We start from the raw sequence: 20,351 nt of genomic DNA, 5'->3' as shown, positions 1-20,351 counted from the left end.
TTCTCGCTTAGGCGTCAGCCAGCATCTTTTCGGCTTTGGCTTTCGCCTCTTCCATGTTGCCGACCATGTAGAAGGCCTGCTCCGGAAGGTGGTCATACTCACCGGCGATCAGACCCTTGAAGCCCTTGATCGTGTCTTCGAGCTTGACCTGAACGCCCGGAGACCCGGTGAAGACTTCTGCCACGTCGAAGGGCTGGGACAGGAAGCGCTCGACCTTGCGGGCGCGGGCCACGGCCAGTTTGTCTTCTTCCGACAGCTCGTCCATGCCGAGAATGGCGATGATGTCCTGAAGTTCCTTGTAGCGCTGCAGGATTTCCTGCACGCCACGGGCAACATTGTAGTGGTCTTCGCCAACGATCATCGGGTCCAGGATACGGCTGGTGGAGTCCAGCGGGTCCACGGCCGGATAGATGCCCTTCTCGGCGATCGAACGGTTCAGAACCGTCGTGGCGTCAAGGTGGGCAAACGAGGTGGCCGGGGCCGGGTCGGTCAGGTCGTCCGCTGGAACGTACACGGCCTGAACCGAGGTGATGGAGCCCTTGGTCGTGGAGGTAATGCGCTCCTGCAGGCCGCCCATGTCGGTGGCCAGAGTCGGCTGGTAGCCCACAGCCGACGGAATACGGCCGAGCAGAGCGGACACTTCGGCACCCGCCTGGGTGAAGCGGAAGATGTTGTCGACGAAGAACAGAACGTCCTTGCCTTCTTCATCCCGGAAGTATTCTGCCTGGGCCAGACCGGTCAGGGCGACGCGGGCACGGGCGCCCGGAGGCTCGTTCATCTGGCCATAGACCAGCGCGATGCGGCTCTCGCCGTCGAGGTCGATCACCTTGGATTCGATCATCTCGTGATAGAGGTCGTTGCCCTCACGCGTCCGCTCGCCAACGCCGGCGAACACGGAGTAGCCGCCGAACAGTTTCGCGATGTTGTTGATCAGCTCCATGATCAGAACGGTCTTGCCAACGCCGGCACCGCCGAACAGGCCGATCTTGCCGCCCTTCACATACGGGCAGAGGAGGTCGACGACCTTGATCCCCGTGACAAGCACTTCGGATTCGGTCGACTGATCGACGAATTCCGGAGCTTCGGCATGGATCGGACGGCGCATGTCGGTATCGACCGGGCCGCGCTCGTCGATCGGCTCGCCGATGACGTTCATGATGCGACCAAGGGTGGCCGGGCCAACCGGAACCGTGATCGGTGCGCCGGTGTCGCTGACGGACTGACCGCGGACCAGACCTTCGGTGGAGTCCATGGCGATCGTGCGGACCGTGTTCTCACCGAGGTGCTGGGCAACTTCCAGCAGGAGGCGGTTGCCATTGTTGTCTGTTTCAAGCGCGTTCAGAATGGCGGGCAGTTCGCCGTCGAATTCGACGTCGACAACAGCACCGATCACCTGGGACACGCGGCCATTTGCGTTTGCGGGAGTGCTCATGCGGGTCGTCTCCTTTGGAGCGGGAATTTGAATACGGTCTGGGCCATCACAGCGCCTCTGCACCGGAGATGATCTCGATCAGCTCCTTGGTGATCTGGGCCTGACGGGCACGGTTGTACTGAAGGGACAGCGAGTCGATCATCTCGCCGGCATTGTTGGTGGCGTTGTCCATCGCGGTCATGCGGCTGGCCTGTTCACCGGCGGCGCTTTCAAGCATCGCGGACAGGATCTGCGTGTTGATGTAACGCGGCAGCAGCACTTCCAGGATGCCTTCCTCGGACGGCTCGTAGATGTAGAGCGCATTGCCGAGATCGACAGTTTCGGCCTCTTCCGGCGCGGAGGCCGGGATCAGCTGCTGGGCCGTCGGCACCTGGCTGAGCACGTTCTTGAACTGCGAATAGATCAGTGTGGCGACATCGAACTCACCGGCGTCGAACCGGCGCGTCAACATCTTGCCGAGGGCGATTGCGGACTCGGAGAAGTCGCCGCCCTTCACGCCGGACAGATCGACATGTTCGACGAACAGATCGCCATATTCGCGGGACAGTTGCTCGCGGCCCTTCTTGCCGACGGTGATGATCTGGACCGTCTTGCCTTCAGCCCGAAGCTCACCGATCTTCTGCTTGGCCAGCTTCACCACATAGGAGTTGAAGCCCCCTGCCAGACCGCGCTCGGCAGTCAGCACAACAATCAGATGGGCCTTGTCCTCGCCGGTGCCGGTGAGGAGTTTCGGGCCGCCAGCCCCGGCAGAAGCGGAAAGATTGGCCAGAACCGAGGCCATGCGTTCGGCATAGGGCCGCGCAGCCGTTGCGGCGTCCTGCGCGCGCTTCAGCTTCGCCGCCGCGACCATCTGCATGGCCTTGGTGATCTTCCGCGTGGATTTCACGCTTCCGATCCGGTTCTTGAGGTCCTTCAAGCTGGGCATGTCAGGCCTTCTGGTTCATCAGTCTCAATGTCGGGCGAAATCAGGCGAATTTCGCCGTGAAATCGTCGAGCGTCTTCTTGATCTCTGCTTCGATATCGTCCGTGAGGGCTTTCTCCTCGCGGATTTTCTTCAGCAAGTCCGCCTTGGCGCCACGCACATGAGCCAGCAATTCCTTCTCGTAGCGGGTGACATCCTTCAGATCGACCTTGTCGAGGTAACCCCGCGTACCGGCATAGATCACGATGACCTGCTCTTCCATCAGAAGCGGCGAGTATTGCGGTTGCTTCAGGAGTTCCGTGAGACGGGCACCCCGGTTCAGCAGGCGCTGTGTGGCGGCGTCGAGATCGGAACCGAATTTCGCAAAGGCAGCCATTTCGCGATACTGGGCAAGTTCGCCTTTCATCGAGCCGGCAACCTTTTTCATCGCCTTGGTCTGGGCTGCGGAGCCCACACGGGACACCGACAGGCCAACGTTCACGGCCGGGCGGATGCCTTGGTAGAACAGGTCGGTTTCGAGGAAGATCTGACCATCCGTGATCGAGATCACATTGGTCGGAATGTAGGCCGACACGTCATTGGCCTGAGTTTCGATGATCGGCAGGGCCGTCAGCGAGCCATTGCCGGCCGCATCGCCCATTTTCGCCGCGCGCTCGAGCAGGCGGGAGTGCAGGTAGAACACGTCACCCGGATAGGCTTCGCGGCCCGGCGGACGGCGCAGCAGCAGGGACATCTGGCGATAGGCCACAGCCTGCTTGGACAGGTCATCATAGATGATCAGGGCATGCATGCCGTTATCACGGAACCACTCACCCATGGCGCAGCCCGTGAACGGCGCGAGGTATTGCATCGGGGCTGGCTCGGACGCAGTCGCAGAGACGACGATGGTGTAGTCAAGCGCGCCGCGCTCTTCGAGCGTCTTGACGACCTGGGCCACGGTGGACCGCTTCTGGCCGATGGCGACATAGACGCAGAACAGCTTCTCGCTGTCGCTCTTGGCGGCGTCATTGGTCGGCTTCTGGTTGAGGATCGTGTCGACGCAGACAGCGGTCTTGCCGGTCTGACGGTCGCCGATGACGAGTTCGCGCTGGCCACGGCCAACCGGGATCATGCCGTCGATGGCCTTGATGCCGGTCATCATCGGCTCGTGGACCGATTTGCGGGGAATAATGCCCGGCGCCTTGACGTCCACACGGGCACGCTCAGCGATGTCGGCGATCGGGCCCTTGCCGTCGATCGGCTCGCCCAGCGGGTTGACGACGCGGCCCAGCAGGCCCTTGCCAACCGGCGCAGCAACAATCTCGTCCAGGCGCTTGACGGTGTCGCCTTCCTTGATCGAGCGGTCATCGCCGAAGATCACGACGCCGACATTGTCGTTCTCGAGGTTCAGGGCCATGCCCTTGATGCCGCCATCGAATTCGACCATTTCGCCAGCCTGAACGCTGTCGAGACCGTAGATGCGGGCGATACCGTCGCCGACTGACAGAACCTGGCCGACATCGGAGACTTCGGCTTCAGCGCCGAAATTCTCGATCTGCGACTTCAGGATGCCCGAAATTTCTGCTGGTGAGATGTCCATCGAGCTACTCATGCTCCCTTCATGGCGGTGTTCATGCGATCCAGTTTGGCGGCGAGACTGGCGTCAACGAGCTTGGAGCCGATGCGCAGCTGAATGCCGCCGATCAGCGAGGGGTCAACCTCGCTGGACAATTCGACCTCGCCGCCAACGGCCTTGGCGAGGATTGATTCGATGCGCTGACGCTCTGCGCCAGACATTTCCTTCGCGGTACGAACCACGGCGCGCTTCACGCCGCGTTGCTTCGCGTACAATTCATCAAAGGCGACCTGAGCGCCGAGAATGTCATCTGCGCGGCCGTTGCGCGCCATCACGCCGACGAAATTCGCCAGCAGGCCGGACACGCCGGCCTTCTTCATCACTTCGGCCAGGCCGGCCATTTTTTGCTCTGCCGAAAAGGCCGGGGATGCCAGCAGGATCGCCAGATCCTTCGACTGTTTCGGCAGTTCTGCAAAAGCCTGAAAATCCTTGTGGACGTCCGCGAGTTCGCCCTTGTCCTGGGCAAGCTCGAACAGGGCGCTGGCATAGCGCCGGGCAGCTTCACTCGCCTGTGTCACTTTAGTTGCAGCCAAGGTGGTATCGTCCATCATTGAGCGGGCCAAATCGGCCGGAAATACAAAGCAAGGCGGCATGCCTCGATGCACGCGCCCTTACAAAACTGTGCGCCGCTTAGCATCAGTCTTTCGGCCTGACAACACAGCCAAAGAAGCAATGTATGCGGCGAAATGGCATTCACTGCAAAACCACAGGCCTACAGGAATGAGTATGGATCGATGTCGACTGACATCCGGACAGGGTTCGGCAGCTTCAACCGGGCGGTCCATGCTGCCATATAGGCCGAAAGATCAATGTTCTTGGGGGATTTTACAAGGAATCGCCGGCGATGCCGCCCCCGCAGCACGGTGATGGGGGCCGGCGCCGGGCCGAACACCTCGATTCCCTCCCCGTTCGGGGCGTTCCGGATGATGTCCTGCGCGGCCTCGTCAACCATCTGGGCGGAGGGGGCAGACAGAATCATTGCGGCCAGACGGCCGAAAGGCGGCAGACCCAGCTCGGCCCTCACATCCCGCTCGATCTGGAGGAAACCGTCACGATTGTTGTCCGCCAGCGCCATCATGGCCGGATTGTCCGGCGCATAGGTCTGGACGAGCGCCCGGCCCGGCCGCTCTGCCCGCCCGGCCCGGCCCGCCACCTGACTGAGCAATTGGTAGGTGCGCTCGCCTGCCCGCAGATCCCCACCCTTCATGCCGCTATCGGCATCGACGACCCCGACCAGCGTCAAATTCGGGAAATTGTGCCCCTTCGCCACGATCTGCGTGCCGATCAGCACATCGATCTCGCCACGCTCCATGCGATCGACAATGCCGCGCGTGGCTTCACCGCCCTGCGCGGTGTCGGACGAGAAAATCTCGATCCGGGCCTCCGGCATCAGCACGCGCACTTCTTCCGCCACGCGCTCCACTCCGGGCCCCACCCCCATGAGGGAATCGGCTGCGCCACACTGCGGGCAGGTCTTCGGCTTCGGTATGGAATACCCTGTCACATGGCAGACCAGGCGCCCTGTATAGCGATGCTCGGTCAGCCAGTTTTCGGTCCCGGGCGTCTTGAGCCGTTCGCCGCATGATTTGCAGATGACCAGCGGCGCATATCCGCGCCGGTTGAGAAACAGCAGCGTCTGCTCCCCGGCGGCCAGGGTCTCCTGCATGGCGTGTATCAAATGGGGTGACAGCCAGTGATTGCGTTCCGGCGGTGCCTTGCGCAGGTCGACCAGATCGACATCCGGCAGCCTTGACGCGCCCGGACGCGCTGACAATTGCAGACGCTGATACCGGCCGGTCTCGGCATTCACCACCGTTTCCAGGGCTGGGGTAGCCGATGCAAGCACGACGATGGCATCTTCCAGCTTGGCGCGCATCACTGCCATGTCGCGCGCATGATAGGTAACGCCGTCTTCCTGCTTGTAGCTGCCATCATGCTCTTCATCGATGATGATCAGCTTCAGCTTGAGGAAGGGCAGGAACAGGGCAGACCGCGCCCCGATCACAATTCGCGCCCGGCCATTGGCCACTTCCCGCCAGGTACGGCGGCGCTCCCTGTCTGACAGGCCAGAATGCCAGGGCGCCGGCGTCGCTCCAAAACGCGCCTCGAACCGTGACAGGATTGCCTGGGTCAGCGCAATTTCAGGCAGGAGAACAAGGATCTGCGAATCAGGATCCGCGCGCAGCGCCTCCGCGATGGCTTCGAAATACACTTCCGTCTTGCCGGAACCGGTCACGCCATCAATCAGGAATGTGGCAAACGCGCCGGCCGCAACCGACTGCTTCAGGGCGTCTGCAGCCTCGGCCTGCTCTGCGGTCAGCACAGCGCCCTTCCGGTCGGGATCCGGCGGATCGAAAGGCAAATCCGTTGCCACGGATCGGGCGCGCAAGGCACCCGCATCCGCCAGCCCCTTCACGACGCCAGCGGAGACACCCGCTGCTTCCGACAGCACGGACGCGCTCTGTGGTCCGAGCCGGCGCGAGGCTTCGAGTAGTTTTGTCCGCGCCTCCGTAATCCGGGCAGGCGCGGCATCTGTTGCCTCATAGACGGTTTCGGTCGGCGAAGGTGACAATCCCCCGCGCGAGCGCAACGCCATGCCCAGGACGTGTCCGGGATGGGACACGGTGTATCTGGCAGCCCAGAGGATGAAATCGCGCATCGCCGACGACATGGGCGGCGTCGGATACACCGCGGCCACCTCCTTGAGCGTCCGGCCCTCTCCGGCACTGTCTGGCAGCAATTCCAGCACGACACCCAGCCGTTCATGCTTTCCCAGAGGCGCAGAAACGTAAGACCCTGCCTGCACATCCAGTCCCGGCGGAACCGCATAGTCAAAGGGTTCCGGCAAAGGCAGGGGAAAGAGAATCCGCGCAACGGGCATGCCGGAATCCCTACCGTTTCGTACCGGACGTGTCGAACCTTTCAGGCATCGCGTCGTCCCATGGCCGTTCAGTTTTGTTCAGAACGTCTCAGGGCGTTTCAACCCCGTTTCCAAACGCCGGATGGCCGCCTCGATTTCCTGCATCTGTGCCGCCGTGCTCGGACCGGTCATGCCCTCATCATCTGCCACTTCCAGCGCCTTCACATCATACTCCCAGCGCTTGAGCAGTTCGAGCTTCACGGCATCGTCGCAATCGGAAGAGAGGAGATGACCAACGGTCGGGAACACATCTGCCGGGTCAAGCAGGGCGGCATCCAGGTCCACGTCCAGAGACCGGCCTGCCCTGTAGAGGCTGTCGAGATAGTGCTGACGCTCGAGATACGCTTCCGCGGTGGCCCTGTCCGGAAACATCTTGCCGGAAGTGTAGAAGACTTCGCCGTCCCTGCCCGATATGTCATCAGACCCTGACGCGTCGGCGCCAACCGACATGACGGGCCGGGCCGGCGCATAGGCATGGTCGGCAAGTCCATGCACATGGACGTCCTTTCCGGAATGCGCTTTCAGGATCTGCACCGCCCGCCGTTCATCGCCCGCATTCCAGGTGCGCACCCAGAGCGCCAGCCCGCCATGCGCGATCTGGTCGGCAATATAGTCGCCATGATCCTTGCCGATCAGACGGGCCAGGGCCGCCCCGAGTGCAGCGCCGCCGCTTCCGCCAAGCACCAGCCCGGCCAGAGCCGCCGCGAGCGCGCCGCCGGACGCGACCACAGGTACCAGTCCCGCCAATGCGCCGACATAGATCAATCCGCCAATGACCGCCCCTTCCGCAGCGCCGACATCTTCTTCGGCCACATAGGCGATCCGCGGTGCGGACATGTCATCCTCGACCTCGGCGACCTTTCGATAGGCATGACCGAGCACGCGTTCGACGCTGTCTGATGCGGCAAGCAGGGAAATCTCTGCCCTGTCGAACCCGTTGCTCAGCAAATCATCAATGGCTGCCTGCAGCGCGTCTTCCGAGGCGAACACACCTACAGCTTCCCTCACTTGAACCGACGCCTGATCCGTCATGCTGTGCCTCCTCGAGATTTCCGGCAGTCTAACCGGTCACCGGAGGCCGCACCAATTCGGCAAACTACGTAAGCCGTGTCCTGCCCCGGCGATACGGCTTGCCAGCCTCCGCCGGCCGCCCTACCCCTTGTGGGGATGACTCAGACACTTCTTACCGGCTACGAGCCCATGACGTCGATCGACGCGATCACGTCGGGCCTTGAATCTGTTGGCTATATTTCGACCCGCCAGATATCGACCGCCGTCTTCCTGGCGCTCGGCCTGCGCAAGCCCATCCTGATCGAAGGCCCGGCTGGCGTCGGCAAGACAGACCTCGCAGCCTCCCTGTCGCGCTGGCTTGATGTGCCATTGCTGCGCCTGCAATGCTATGAGGGCCTCGATGAGGGCAAGGCGCTCTATGAATGGAAATACGGCAAGCAGCTGCTCTACACGCAGCTGTTGAAGGAAAAGCTGAACGAAGTGGTAGGGGACGAGCAATCCCTGGAATCCTCCCTCGGAAAGCTTGGCTCGTTCGAGGACCTCTTCTTCTCGGAGCAATTCCTGGAAGCCCGTCCGCTGCTGACAGCGATGCGGCAGGCGGCGGGCAGTGTCTTGCTGGTCGACGAAATCGACAAGTCGGACGAGGAATTCGAAGCCTTCCTTCTGGAAGTCCTGTCGGACTATCAGGTGACCGTGCCTGAAATCGGCACGATCAAGGCGAATGTCCCGCCCATTGTCATTTTGACATCCAACAATGTGCGCGAACTCGGCGACGCGCTGAAGCGGCGCTGCCTGCACCTCCATATCGGCTTCCCGGATCACAAGCGCGAACAGCGCATTGTTCAGGCCCGCGTGGATGGCATCTCCGAGGATTTGCTGAACCAGTTGGTCAGTTTCGTTCAGTCCGTACGCGACATGGACATCAAGAAGCGCCCGTCCATTGCCGAAACCGTCGATTGGGCGAAGACGCTTCTGCTGCTGCACGCCAATGCGCTGGATGAAGCCTTTGTGCGGGACACATTGAACGTGTTGCTGAAACATGAAAGCGACATCGCCGCCGTGTCCGGGGACGTGCCGAAACTTGTGCGGCAAGCCACCGACGGCAAGCCCGCCCTTTCAGGACATATGGCACGCTGACCGAGGCAGGCATGGACCGTCAGATCACCAGCTTCATCCGTGCCCTGCGCGCATCTGATGTGCGGGTGTCCACGGGCGAGGCGCTGGACGCCACACGCGCCGTTTCCGTGACGGGTTATTCGGACCGCACACTGATGAAGGATGCCCTGCGGTGCACGCTGGCCAAGTCCCCGGAAGAGAAAATCACGTTCGACGATCTGTTCGACGCCTTCTTTGCCAGCCGCGACATACCTGGCGAGGCGGCTCAGCAGGACAGCGACGCCCCGGATGCGGCATCAGGCGGCCAGGATACGGACCCCGTGGCGCTGATGGAATCCGGCGATGAGGCCGCCCTCGCCGCCGCCCTCGAACAGGCAGCAGACGCTGCGGACATCGACGACATCCGGTTTTCGACGCAAATCGCCTATTATGCGCAGCAAATGGTTCGCCAGATGGGCGGCGACCAATTGCAGCAACGCCTGATGCAGGCCTTCGAGGCACGAAGCGAGGAAGGCGACGCCGAAGCCGAGCGCCTGATCGAATTGCGCCGGGACCTGACAATGCGGGCCCGCGAGCGGGTCCAGCGCAGCTATGACATTTTCGGCAAGGGAGAGACCGAACAGTTCCGCAACGAGTTTGCCGAAAGCAAGAAACTCTCCGCCATCGAACTCGGCGACATGGCACGCATGAAGATTCTCGTGGCACGCATTGCCAAGCGGCTGGCCGTGAAACATTCCCGCCGTCGCCGCAAGAAGAATCGCGGCCAGTTGGACGTGCGGCGGACCATGCGCGCGAATGCCGGTGTGGACGGCGTGCCCTTCAATGTTGTCTGGCGGCAGAAACGCCGCGAGCGACCCAAGATCGTCGTGGTGTGCGACGTGTCCGGATCAGTGGCGCGCTATGTCCGCTTCCTGCTGTTGCTGCTCTGGTCGATGAAGGACGTTGTCCCGGACCTGCACGCCTTCGCCTTCTCGAACAAGCTTGTCTCTGTCGATGGCTTTCTGGAAGACCTGCCCTTCGATCAGGCCATGGACACCATCCTCCGCGAGGCAGGCATGGGGTCAACCGATTACGGACAGGCCCTGGCCGATCTGAAGCGCGAGCATGAGGCCTTGATCGACCGGCGCACCACGCTGATCATTCTGGGCGATGGCCGCTCCAATTATGACGATCCGCGAACAGATTTGTTCAGGGACTTTGCGGCCCGCGCCAAGCGCACCATCTGGCTGAACCCCGAACCCATGGCGGCCTGGGGCTCGGGGGACAGTGAAATTCCGCGCTACCGCCCCTATTGCTCCACGCTCAGCCATGTCGCCACGCTGAAGGATCTGGAACGCGCTGTGGATGACGTGCTCAGCGCTTATGGCTGAATCAAAAAGCCCCGGCACGCCGGCCGGGGCTTTCCTTGAAATTTCAAAGATCCGTTACGACCGCTGGGCGCGGCATTCCGGCGTGCTGTTGAACTTCTCTTCGGCAGCCTTCAGGCGCTCCGGCACCGTCTTGCAGCTTTCCGGCACGTTCTCTTCGCCGAGAACCGCGAGGCGCTTACAGATCTTCGCTTCGTTCTCGATGTTCAGATAGGCAGACTGGACTTCGAAGCAGACCAGGGCATCGGCTGTTGCCTCTTCGGAGTCCATGAACTGCAGCCAGCCGCGGCCACCGCGATTGTTTGCCTGACGGAAGGCTTCGCGGGCACCGGCACGATCGCCACGCTCATAGCGGGACTGGCCGATCATGACATAGGCCGTGCCGCGATCCTTGATACCGCCTGCATTCAGGGCCTGGGTGAGTGCACTCTCGGTCTCTTCCCATTTCTGCAGGTCAGCATAGGACCGGCCAAGACGCTCGAGCATCGCACCGCCGCCACCGGCCGCTGCAGCCTGCTGGATCACTGGAATGGCTTTCTCGTGCTCACGGGCAACCTGATACAAGTTGGCCAGCAGTTCGAGGTTCTTCAGCGACTTGCTGATGCGCCCGGCATTCATTTCCTTCTCGAGGATCTGGGCGGCGTGATAGGGCGCGTTGAAGCGGTTGTAGAAGTTCACAACCCGCATCAGCTCGTCTTCCTTGGTCAGGAGACCGGCCAGATACATGGCTTTCTGGACCTCAAACGCCTTGCGCTCTTCATTGGCGGCAAAATAGTTGCCGGCAATGGCGTCCCAATACTTCCGCTCGGTGGGATTGCGGACCAGGACTTCTTCCAGGATCTGGGCCAGCTTCGCCTTGTCGTCGACCTGATTGTACAGGTAGATCAGCAGGTCGTAGACTTCCTGCTTGTAATTGCTGCCATCGTCGCGCTTGACCTCTTCGGCCCATCTGATGGCGGTGCGGAAATCATCCACGCGCTGATACAGAACGGCCAGCTGCCATTTCTGCTGGCGGTCCGGCTTGCCACCGGCTTCCTGCCATTTCTTCATGAATTCGAGTGCCTTCTCGACATTCTCTTCCTGAAGATAGATCTGGGCGATGTTGTAATAGGTCTGCGGCGCATCCTTCGGCGGAATATAACCCTTGTTGAGGGCTTCCATCAGATCGCGGACAGCGCCCTGGCGGTCGCCGCGCTCAATATTGATGTAAGCCGACAGTTTCAGCACAGCGCCTTCTTCATAGCAGTTCAGGCCGGCTGCCTTCAGCTGGCTCATGAACTGGGCGGCCTTGCCGAAATCCTTGTCGGTCATCGCGGCCTGTTCGGCCTTGAGGTAGATCTCACCCGTTTTCGACGAGAACTGCGTTTCTTCACAAGCGGCCTGCGCCATCGCGGCACCGGCACCGAAAACTGCCATCATGCCGGCGACAACCGCGCCTTTCAGGGTAGCTTTAAATCCCATAATTCCTCTCCTGTCCGCATGGACCGCGGGGTTCAGCTCTTTCAACCGGAATTGACCGGACGGATCAAGGACTTCCACACGCTTTATGAGGCTTTTTCTGCGCGCGGGCCGCCCCAGTGTAAATCTGTTACGTTTCGTGCCGAATATGGGTGCAAGCGACACGTTGCGTCAACGATGTACTACAGGGTTTTAATCATTATCCCTCCTCGCTGAGCCGGAATTCAAGCGGGTAGCTCAGCCCGTGACTTTCCATGGCCTGTCCTTCGACAATGCGTGGCAGGAATTCAGCTTTGCTGACCGCGCGGCGCGCCTCCGATTCGAAACCACGATGGCTGCATTCGGCCGTGACATCAAAGGGAAGGCCGCGTGCCGTGAGGCTGAACCTGACAAGACAATCCCCCTCGACATTCCGGGACGCCATCGCCGACGGATAAACCGGGATCGGCGGTCGCACAGGTGTAGCAATCCGGTCGCCGACCGGCTGCGCGGTGGTCATGACCATGCTGAGTTCCCCGACGGGTGTCTGGGCCGGGACCTGACCAAGATCCGTGATGACAGGAAATCCAACCTCCTGGCCCGATATCCGGATCGCGGGGGGTGGCGGAGGCGTTTCGGAGGAAATCGGCTCGAAGACCGGACGCTCGTTCTGCACCGGTGAAGACGTCTCTTCCTCATATACGATCGTTTCCAGGATTCGCTCTATCGGCGCGGCAAGGGTGACTTCCTCGACCTTCACCAATTCGGTCATCATCAGGAACAGACCGGTGGTTACAGCCGCGGCCGGAAGGAAAGCCATGGCGAACCGCCGAGAGTCCGAAGCCAGCACTGAATGGGCGGCAGCGGCGCCTGCATCGTCCGGACCGGTGGCGTGGGAAAGCTTGAACATCATGTGGTTTCCTCCTATTTATTGTTATTTTATATCATAACCTTTACGTAGGGGCAAGACCACAGGTATCCATCCACGTTCAACGCAAAAAGGGCGCTCCGAAGAGCGCCCTTTTCGATTGTTCCGCACGGAAGTCGGCCTAGTCGGCCAGCTTGAATTCCAGCGGATAGACCACGTTCTTACGCTCGGCGGCCTGGCCCCGAATGATCTTCGGCGCGAACTCCACCTTGCTGACAGCCCGTTCCGCTTCACGTCTGAACACATTATCCGTGCACGTTGCGCTGATATTGTACGGGCGACCGCGGGTGTCCACGTCGAAGCGAACCTCGCAGGAGCCTTCCGTGCCCCGCTCTGCCGCGCGTTGCGGATAGGACGGGGTCGGCGGACGGATCGGCTGGGCGTCACGGTCGGAAATGGCGACCGGATCGATGGCCAGCGAGTCCATCCGGCCAAGGTTCAGGTCGGTCGGCGCGGCACCCTCGATACGGGGGGTCGGCAGATCGATCTGCGACTTGGTCGCGGACACTTTCGGCGGCGGCGGCGGCTTTTGCGCAGAGTCGAGGCGTTTCGGCTTCGAACGCTGGCGCACCCGGACGTCTGAATCCTGCTGTTGCGGCGTGATCGCCGACAGGACGCGCTGCTCGCTCTGGTCGAGCTTCACTTCCTTCACGCTGATGAGATAGTTCATCAGCATGAACAGGGCATAGACGATCGGAACCGCGATCCCGAGCGCAATGACGAGGCGAAGAAGGGGATTATTGAGCATATGTCTGTCTCCTAGTCTCTCTTCGCCGACACATCGATCACCGTCGTGCCATCAAGCTTGTTGATGGTCTCCATCAGGTCCACCAGCACTTCGGCCTCTGATGCAACATCGGCCTGAATGACGATCTTACCACGGGGATTGTCTTCGCGCATCTGTTTGATGGTGAAGGCAACCTCGTCGGAAGCGACTTCCTTCTTGTCGATGAAGACCCGGCTCTCTGCATCAATGGCGACCAGGATGGCCAGCGGCTTCGCAGCCGCCTTGTTGTCCACCTCGGGGCGGACAATGTCCACGCCCGGCTCCTTGATGAACTGTGCCGTCACGATGAAGAAGATGAGCAGGATGAAGACCACGTCGAGCATCGGGGTGAGGTTGACATCATCCTCTGCCCCACTGCCACCGGCGGCCGATTGACGTTTTCTGCGTGCCATGTGGTGCTCCTCTACTCGGACTGGGACAGGACAAGGTTCACCCCTGTCGTGTAGCCAGCGCTATAGGCTGCGTCCCGGATGAGGACGATGACGCCGTTTCTCGACTTCGGATGCGCCTGGATCACAACCTGGCTTTCCGGGTTCTCGGCCCGCACACGCTCGATATTGGCGCGGACGGATCCGATGTCGGTGACACGACCATTGACCGTGATCAGGTTGGATTCATCGACATAAATCAGAATGGCGGGAACCTGCTGCTGCTGCTGGTCCTGCGGAGCAGGCGGCGGCGGCGGTTCAAGACCAATCGTCTCTTCCTGGGCGAAGGTCGACGTCACGATGAAGAAGATGAGCAGGATGAAGACCACGTCCAGCATGGGCGTGAGGTCGACATTCGCCTCTTCGGGGGCTCTGTGGGTACGTCCTCGCATCAGCTAATCTCCATCGCATCTTCGACCTGCTGGACCGAGCGGTTGACCCGGCGGTCCATGCCGGAGGTGAACAGAATGCCTGAGAGCGAGGCGACCATGCCTGCCATCGTCGGGATCGTGGCGCGGGACACACCGGCCGACATGGCCTTGGCATCCGCACCGCTGGTGATCGCCATGATGTCGAACACGGCGACCATGCCGGTCACGGTGCCGAGCAGGCCGAGCAGCGGCGCGAGCGCCACCATGGCCTTGGTCAGCTGGACATTCTGTTCCGCTTTCATGCGGACTTCGGAGACCAGCTTGTCTTTTACCCAGTGCGCGAGTGTGGATTTCCGGTCGGAGCGCGAACGCCACTCCGCAATCGCATCGGCAGCGACCTGCTTATGTGCGAACCTGAAATAGAACACGCGTTCCAAAATCAGGCCCCACATGAAGAATGTTGCGAGCATAATCACCAGCAACACTGGTCCGCCACGATCGAGGAAAGCCTGTAAGTCTGCAAAACCCATATCGGGTTACTCCTCGGGTGTACGAGGGGGGTGGCTTACGCCACCACCCCGCGCGTGGATTCCGCTTTCTCGGCGACCAGGCCGGCAGCCTGTTCGTCAAGCATCTGCTGGTTGCCGCGTGCCATTGCGGACACGACTGCGTGGACCAGAAGAAGCGGGATAGCCGCGACCAGACCGAACACGGTGGTCATAAGGGCAACGGAGATACCACCAGCCATCAGCTTCGGATCGCCGGCACCGTAGATGGTGATCGACGTAAAGGTGATGATCATACCGATAACGGTACCGAGCAGACCCAGCAGCGGTGCGACAGCGGCCAGAACCTTGATGATGTCGTTGAAACGCTCGATGCGCGGGCTCTCGCGGAGGATCTGTTCGTCCAGCTTGAGTTCCAGCGTCTCGATGTCGTTCTGCTTGTTCTGCTCATAGGCTTCGAACACGCGAGCCAGCGGGTTGCCGTCGCCAGCCTGACGGGTTTTCGCCGTCTTGCGCATGGCACCACCCATCGTGAACAGGGTGAAGATCTTGTACAGACCGAGCAGCAGGCCGACAGCCAGCAGGAACATGATGACGGCGCCAACCGGGCCGCCCTGCTTCAGGCGGTCGCTGAATTCCGGCAGATCGCCGAGAATGCCGAACAGGTTACCCTTGGACGGATCGACCGGGGCGCGGACGATCTGGTCCGGACCGGCATTGACCAGGCTGCGCATGGAGGATGCGAAGGCACCGCTCGGCTGCTTCGTGAAGGCCTGGAGGAAGGTTTCGCCATCGTCCTTCTTGCGGACTTCGACGAACTTGGTGCCATCGACCGTTGCTGCGGTGAACACGCCAACGCGCATCACTTCAGCTTCAGCGTTCGAGCCATTGTCACCAATGCCGTCGACGGTGGCGGTGAAGGTCTTCACTTCGGACTGGGCAATCATTTCCTGCAGCATGGCTTTCGGAAGACGCTCCAGCTGGGCGCGGTTCGGAAGCGTGCGGGCTTCGGCGATTTCGGCAATACCTTCCACGCGGCCCTGATAGTCGAAGTTCGCGAAGGAGTTCGCGATTTCCGGCATGGTTTCGCCGGCTGCGGTCCGGAACTGGCCGAGCAGCTCCTGGAAGTCGCCTGCCTGTTCGGAAACCTGAGCTTCCAGATCAGCCAGCGTGGCTTCATTCGCATCGAACTGCGCGCTCAGGGCGCGACCACGGGCTTCTGCCGCAGCGAGGGCGCCGCGGGCATCTGCCATTCTCTGTTCCTGGGCCGCCGTGTCGGACTGGAACTCACGCAGGCGCTGCTGGTCTTCAGCAGACATCTGGTTTGCGTCCTGACGCACTTTGGCGAGAACATCCTGGAGCGATTGCGCGGAGGCCGGAGCGGACACCGCGATTGCGCCGAGGCCGAGCAGCGTTGCTGCACCGAGAGCCTTCAGCGAGGAATTGAATTTCAACATCTATACTACCTCTTTAATCCCTGGTGCGTGCCGCTTACTGCACGGAGAATTTCTGGACCGGGGCGAACAGAACGTCTTGCTGGGCCTTGGCCTGGGCAACACGGATCGCCTTGTCGATGTCAGCGACATAGCCGCCTTTCAGGGCTTCCCACTCGCCGGTTGCGCGGTTGTAGCGGGCAGCCTTGCCGTTCGGCGTCGTGTAGACGAGGGCGACGCGGCCATAGAGGAACATGTCGACCGTGGTCGGGTTGCCGTCGACGGTGATCTCTTCCTGCCAGGTGCTGATCGTGCGGCCGTATTCCATTTCAGCCTGGTAGGCATCCATGATGAGGCGGTATTGTTCGGCCGGCGTCACGTTCGGCGTTTCCATGACGGCGTCGAGACCGTCGAGGCGGGCCTGACGCTCTTCTGCCTTGAACGGCAGGTCGGCAGCCACGAAGGCCTTCAGGTCTTCGATCATGCCGAGCAGCATCGGGACCGTTTGGGCGGTGATGTCATCGATCGAACCGAGCTGTTCGGTCAGCGACTCGATTTCCTGCTCCTGGCTCTGCACGACCAGTTCCTGCTGCTTGGCATACAGGTCGGCGGCGTCGCGGCGCTGCAGAAGCGTGCGGTACTCGCGCACCATGTCCGTGCGCTGGTCGTCCAGCTGGTTGATTTGCTCTTGAACCTGCTCGGCGCGCCGGGTGGCCTGCTCGCCGGTGTTGAGCGCTTCGCGCAACTGGGCCTGGGCCGGCACGGCCAGGCTCACAATCAGCGCAGCGGCGAGCACGCCGCGAGCTGGTGACAGAAGTTTCATCATGAGGTTTGCCTCTCACTCTCCAAACGGTCGCGCAGGAATTGCGCGTAAGAATTCGACAGTCAGGCGCCCTGCTCTTGAGGACGTCCCGGTTTCAATGCCACGGCCACACACACAATTGGCCTGGAAGTTCTGACTGGAAGCCGAAAGGCGCGTGAGACGCCCGACCTCTCCCCTGAGCTTTGGAGCGTGGGCCGCTCTCTGATTATACCCTTTGCCACTCAGACGCCGGGTACGCAACGCCCTTACTTTTGATCCCCAAGGCTTAACAACCCTCAATTCGGGATTCAATAAGTTGCTTTACGATTCCGTTAGGAAAATATCCGGCGCATGCCCGAACGCAACCGGGGTGATACAGTAACGAGAGTCTTTTTGTCTTTCGTTGTCGTCCCGCGTGGCGAGTGATCCGGGAGACGGTGGCTGGGGTGCCAGGATTCGAACCTGGGAATGCCGGTACCAAAAACCGGTGCCTTACCACTTGGCGACACCCCAATGAAGGCGCCGAGATAGCCACTCTTGCGGTTGCTGGCAACACCCGATCTCATCCTTTGCACCGGGTTTGTGCAGGTAATGCGACGAACGCGCGCATTTTCACACGCCCTGATATGCCCGCCTTTGCTTTTTATCGATAATCGGCAATATCGAATTTCATAAAACCGAGTCCCGACCCGTGCGCATGGAGACCGCTCCTAAATGAAGACCTTCTTTCTATCCATGGCTGGCGCACTTGCCGCCATGTTCATATTCATCCTTCTCATGTTCGGATTTCTCATGATGCTCATCATGGGTGCCGCCAGTTCCGCGCCCGAGCGCCCGGACAATGTCGTGCTCTCGCTCGACCTCAACGCGGAAATGACCGACCAGGCCCCGACCGGCGGCTTTGCGGCCCTGTCCTCATCGCCGGGATTCATCGACCTGCTGACCAAGTTGAAAGCTGCGGAATCTGACGAGCATGTGAAAGGCCTCTTTATTCGCGGCGCCTTCATCGGCACCGGCAGCTCCCGCGCCGAGGAATTGCGCCAGGCGCTGCACAGCTTCCGGGATTCCGGAAAATTCGTCATTGCCCATTCCCAGGGCACGCTGGGCGTGCGCGGCCCGTCTGCCTACTGGTCGATCGCCGCCGCCGATGAAATCTGGATGCAGCCGGGGTCCGACCTCGTCGTCCCGGGACTGACCTTCGAAACGGAATTCTTCAAGGGACTGTTCGAGAAGATCGACGTCACTCCGGAAATCTACCCGTTCTACGAATACAAGAACGCACCCAATTCCTACAAGGAGACCTCCTATACCGAGCCACACAAGGAAGCCCTGCTGACCCTGGCAGAATCCGTCTGGTCGACCGGCATCGACGCCATCGCGGAAGATCGCGGCCTGAAGGCGGCCGATGTGCGCACAGCCCTTGAGAGCGGGCCGCTGCCGGCCGAAACCGCCATATCGATGAAGCTGCTCGACAAGACTGGCTATCCTGAAGAGGCATCGGCCGCCGCGCTGGAACGGGCCGGCGAAGACGCCGAACTGGTTGATCTGGCTTATTATGACGCGCCAACCCCTGGCCTGCGTGCGCCGCAGATTGCCGTGGTCGGCGGCGAGGGTGCAGTCGTGACCGGCGGCGGCGAAAGCGACTCGCCCTTCTCCTCTCCGCCCGGCTTTGCATCCGACACGATTGCACGCGCCATTCTGGACGCAGGCAAGAACGACAAGATCAAGGCCATCATCTTCCGCGTCGACAGCCCCGGTGGCTCGCCGGTCGCGGCCGACCAGATCTGGAACGCCATTGAACGCGTCCAGGCCGATGGCAAGCCCGTTGTCGTTTCCATGGGCTCGCTCGCGGCGTCGGGCGGCTATTATGTCTCTGCGGGCGCCGACTACATCATCGCCAACCGCGCCACCATCACCGGCTCGATCGGCATCTATGGCGGCAAATTCGCCGTCGAAGGCGGCTTCAACAAGCTCGGCATCACCTTTGACCGGGTGAGTGTGGGCGGTGAGTTCGCCGATGCCTATGGCGCGGACACGTTCACCGACACACAGGCCGAAGCCGTGAAGGACATGCTGAAGCGTGGCTATGACCGCTTCCTCGGCATCGTCGCCGAGGGCCGTGGCATGACCTATGACGAAGTCCACGAAATCGCCCGCGGCCGTATCTGGAGTGGTGAAGATGCTCTGGAAGTGGGACTTGTCGATGAGGTCGGCACATTCATCGACGCCATCGAAAAGGCCAAGGAACTGGCCGGCATCGAGGCTGATGAGACACCGCGCCTCGTCTACTATCCGCACCGCCCCACCGGACTGGAAGCGCTGGAAGCCCTGTTCGGCGTGTCCGCCGAAGGGGCCGAGGCGGCCATCACCCTGAACCGTCTGGCTTCCGATGACCGCGTGCAGGTCCTGATGGAACAGCTGGCAGCCATGGAAGCAGTGAATTCCGGCCAGACGCAGGCCATCGTCCCGCGGTTCCGTGAACGCTGATCTCCGGCGAAACTGTCAAATGTCAAAAGCCCTCCGGAAACGGAGGGCTTTTTCTATGGCTGGACGGAAACATCCAGATCGAGTTCGCCGGCCAATGCCAGGAATTCGGAAGGCACAGGGGCCGTGAACTGGCGCCGCCCGCCTCCCGGCACTCCAATCTCCAGCGACTGGGCGTGCAGCATCAGCCTGTCTGCTGACGTCCGACCGGTCCCATAGAGATGATCCCCGAGAATGGGACAGCGCGCCGACATCAGATGCGCCCGAATCTGGTGCATGCGGCCCGTTTCGGGTTTCATCTCCATCAGCGCATACCCGCCTGATCTGGAAAGGATGCGCCACCCGGTGACGGCCTGCTGGCTGCCCTTGCGCCCCGGACGCGCGGCCAGCATGCGGGGCCGCCCGCCCTCTTCCACCTTGACCAGTGGCTGGTCGAATACGCCCTCCCCGGCTTCAGGCAGGGTTCCCTGAACCAGAGCGAGATAGGTCTTCATCGCGCGACGGGCTGAAAACTCTTCCGACAGGAACGCCGCTGCGGGCCGGGTCCGCGCGACAATCAGCACGCCCGATGTGCCGCGATCCAGGCGATGCACCAGTCGTGGCTTCTTGCCGTTCGACTTGGCAAAGGCGACGAGAAGGTCATCCAGGGATTTCGTCACGCCGCCGCCGCCCTGCACGGCCAGGCCGGACGGCTTGTCGAACACGATGATGTCTGAATCCTCGTACAGGACCAGGCTTTCGGCGAAGGCACGATCTTCGTTGCTGATGGGTGGCAGGGGCCGGTTTCGCATG

Annotated in this window: 18 protein-coding genes and 1 tRNA gene; 3 read left to right on the top strand and 16 right to left on the bottom strand. The window is 61.3% G+C overall.

The window, feature by feature from the left end:
• Nucleotides 1-7 precede the first annotated feature (7 nt).
• The 6 genes from atpD to HF955_RS13860 all read right to left on the bottom strand — a co-directional run bounded on the left by atpD (nucleotide 8) and on the right by HF955_RS13860 (nucleotide 7,921).
• Nucleotides 8-1,432: a F0F1 ATP synthase subunit beta gene (gene atpD / locus HF955_RS13885; protein WP_291075854.1), complete on the bottom strand. Its 1,425-nt coding sequence runs from the start codon at nucleotides 1,430-1,432 to the stop codon at nucleotides 8-10.
• 46 nt (nucleotides 1,433-1,478) lie between these two features.
• Entirely contained in the window at nucleotides 1,479-2,357 is an 879-nt protein-coding gene (locus HF955_RS13880; RefSeq protein WP_291075852.1) for a F0F1 ATP synthase subunit gamma, read from the bottom strand.
• A 40-nt stretch (nucleotides 2,358-2,397) separates the two neighbouring features.
• Nucleotides 2,398-3,933: a F0F1 ATP synthase subunit alpha gene (gene atpA, locus HF955_RS13875; protein ID WP_291079309.1), complete on the bottom strand. Its 1,536-nt coding sequence runs from the start codon at nucleotides 3,931-3,933 to the stop codon at nucleotides 2,398-2,400.
• A gap of 8 nt (nucleotides 3,934-3,941) precedes the next feature.
• Nucleotides 3,942-4,520 carry an ATP synthase F1 subunit delta gene (gene atpH, locus HF955_RS13870; protein WP_291075850.1) on the bottom strand — a complete coding sequence of 193 codons (579 nt, stop codon included), beginning with the start codon at nucleotides 4,518-4,520 and terminating at the stop codon, nucleotides 3,942-3,944.
• A 161-nt stretch (nucleotides 4,521-4,681) separates the two neighbouring features.
• Nucleotides 4,682-6,850, bottom strand: coding sequence for a primosomal protein N' (locus HF955_RS13865; protein ID WP_291075848.1), 2,169 nt, complete (start codon nucleotides 6,848-6,850; stop codon nucleotides 4,682-4,684).
• Between the two features lie 78 nt (nucleotides 6,851-6,928).
• Nucleotides 6,929-7,921, bottom strand: a complete 993-nt coding sequence (locus tag HF955_RS13860; RefSeq protein ID WP_291075847.1) for a hypothetical protein — start codon at nucleotides 7,919-7,921, stop codon at nucleotides 6,929-6,931.
• Between the two features lie 135 nt (nucleotides 7,922-8,056).
• Between HF955_RS13860 and HF955_RS13855 the strand changes: the two genes are divergently transcribed.
• Together HF955_RS13855 and HF955_RS13850 are read left to right on the top strand one after the other, a co-directional pair.
• Nucleotides 8,057-9,037 carry a MoxR family ATPase gene (locus tag HF955_RS13855; protein ID WP_291075846.1) on the top strand — a complete coding sequence of 327 codons (981 nt, stop codon included), beginning with the start codon at nucleotides 8,057-8,059 and terminating at the stop codon, nucleotides 9,035-9,037.
• Between the two features lie 11 nt (nucleotides 9,038-9,048).
• Nucleotides 9,049-10,386: a VWA domain-containing protein gene (locus HF955_RS13850; RefSeq protein WP_291075845.1), complete on the top strand. Its 1,338-nt coding sequence runs from the start codon at nucleotides 9,049-9,051 to the stop codon at nucleotides 10,384-10,386.
• A 54-nt stretch (nucleotides 10,387-10,440) separates the two neighbouring features.
• Here HF955_RS13850 and HF955_RS13845 read toward each other — a convergent pair whose 3' ends face one another.
• From HF955_RS13845 to HF955_RS13805, 9 genes are all read right to left on the bottom strand, one after another.
• On the bottom strand, nucleotides 10,441-11,844 hold the full coding sequence (locus tag HF955_RS13845) for a lipopolysaccharide assembly protein LapB (RefSeq protein ID WP_291075843.1): 1,404 nt from the start codon (nucleotides 11,842-11,844) through the stop codon (nucleotides 10,441-10,443).
• 196 nt (nucleotides 11,845-12,040) lie between these two features.
• Entirely contained in the window at nucleotides 12,041-12,733 is a 693-nt protein-coding gene (locus tag HF955_RS13840) for a TonB family protein (RefSeq protein ID WP_291075842.1), read from the bottom strand.
• 136 nt (nucleotides 12,734-12,869) lie between these two features.
• Entirely contained in the window at nucleotides 12,870-13,496 is a 627-nt protein-coding gene (locus HF955_RS13835; RefSeq protein ID WP_291075840.1) for an energy transducer TonB, read from the bottom strand.
• Between the two features lie 11 nt (nucleotides 13,497-13,507).
• Entirely contained in the window at nucleotides 13,508-13,927 is a 420-nt protein-coding gene (locus HF955_RS13830; RefSeq protein ID WP_027838573.1) for a biopolymer transporter ExbD, read from the bottom strand.
• 11 nt (nucleotides 13,928-13,938) lie between these two features.
• Complete coding sequence (locus HF955_RS13825; protein ID WP_027838574.1) at nucleotides 13,939-14,355, bottom strand: biopolymer transporter ExbD; 417 nt, start codon at nucleotides 14,353-14,355, stop codon at nucleotides 13,939-13,941.
• Nucleotides 14,355-14,864, bottom strand: coding sequence for a MotA/TolQ/ExbB proton channel family protein (locus HF955_RS13820; RefSeq protein WP_027838575.1), 510 nt, complete (start codon nucleotides 14,862-14,864; stop codon nucleotides 14,355-14,357). Before HF955_RS13820 ends, HF955_RS13825 begins: the two co-directional genes overlap by 1 nt.
• Before the next feature lie 35 nt (nucleotides 14,865-14,899).
• Nucleotides 14,900-16,297 (bottom strand): MotA/TolQ/ExbB proton channel family protein, encoded by a 1,398-nt coding sequence (locus tag HF955_RS13815; RefSeq protein ID WP_291075837.1) that lies wholly within the window; start codon nucleotides 16,295-16,297, stop codon nucleotides 14,900-14,902.
• Between the two features lie 34 nt (nucleotides 16,298-16,331).
• The gene (locus HF955_RS13810; RefSeq protein ID WP_027838577.1) at nucleotides 16,332-17,099 is read right to left on the bottom strand and encodes a DUF3450 domain-containing protein; all 768 of its coding nucleotides are present in this window, start codon (nucleotides 17,097-17,099) and stop codon (nucleotides 16,332-16,334) included.
• Nucleotides 17,100-17,513: 414 nt separating this feature from the next.
• Nucleotides 17,514-17,588, bottom strand: a tRNA-Gln gene (locus HF955_RS13805).
• A 201-nt stretch (nucleotides 17,589-17,789) separates the two neighbouring features.
• On the opposite strand from HF955_RS13805, the gene sppA reads away from it, so the two are divergent.
• Complete coding sequence (sppA, locus tag HF955_RS13800) at nucleotides 17,790-19,562, top strand: signal peptide peptidase SppA (RefSeq protein WP_291075835.1); 1,773 nt, start codon at nucleotides 17,790-17,792, stop codon at nucleotides 19,560-19,562.
• A gap of 53 nt (nucleotides 19,563-19,615) precedes the next feature.
• Here the strand turns inward: sppA and HF955_RS13795 are convergent, their stop codons facing one another.
• Complete coding sequence (locus HF955_RS13795) at nucleotides 19,616-20,350, bottom strand: RluA family pseudouridine synthase (RefSeq protein WP_291075833.1); 735 nt, start codon at nucleotides 20,348-20,350, stop codon at nucleotides 19,616-19,618.
• Nucleotide 20,351 lies beyond the last annotated feature (1 nt).

The sequence above is a fragment of the Hyphomonas sp. genome, assembly GCF_017792385.1.
GTDB lineage: Bacteria > Pseudomonadota > Alphaproteobacteria > Caulobacterales > Hyphomonadaceae > Hyphomonas.
This window is presented reverse-complemented; position numbering and strand designations above follow the sequence as displayed.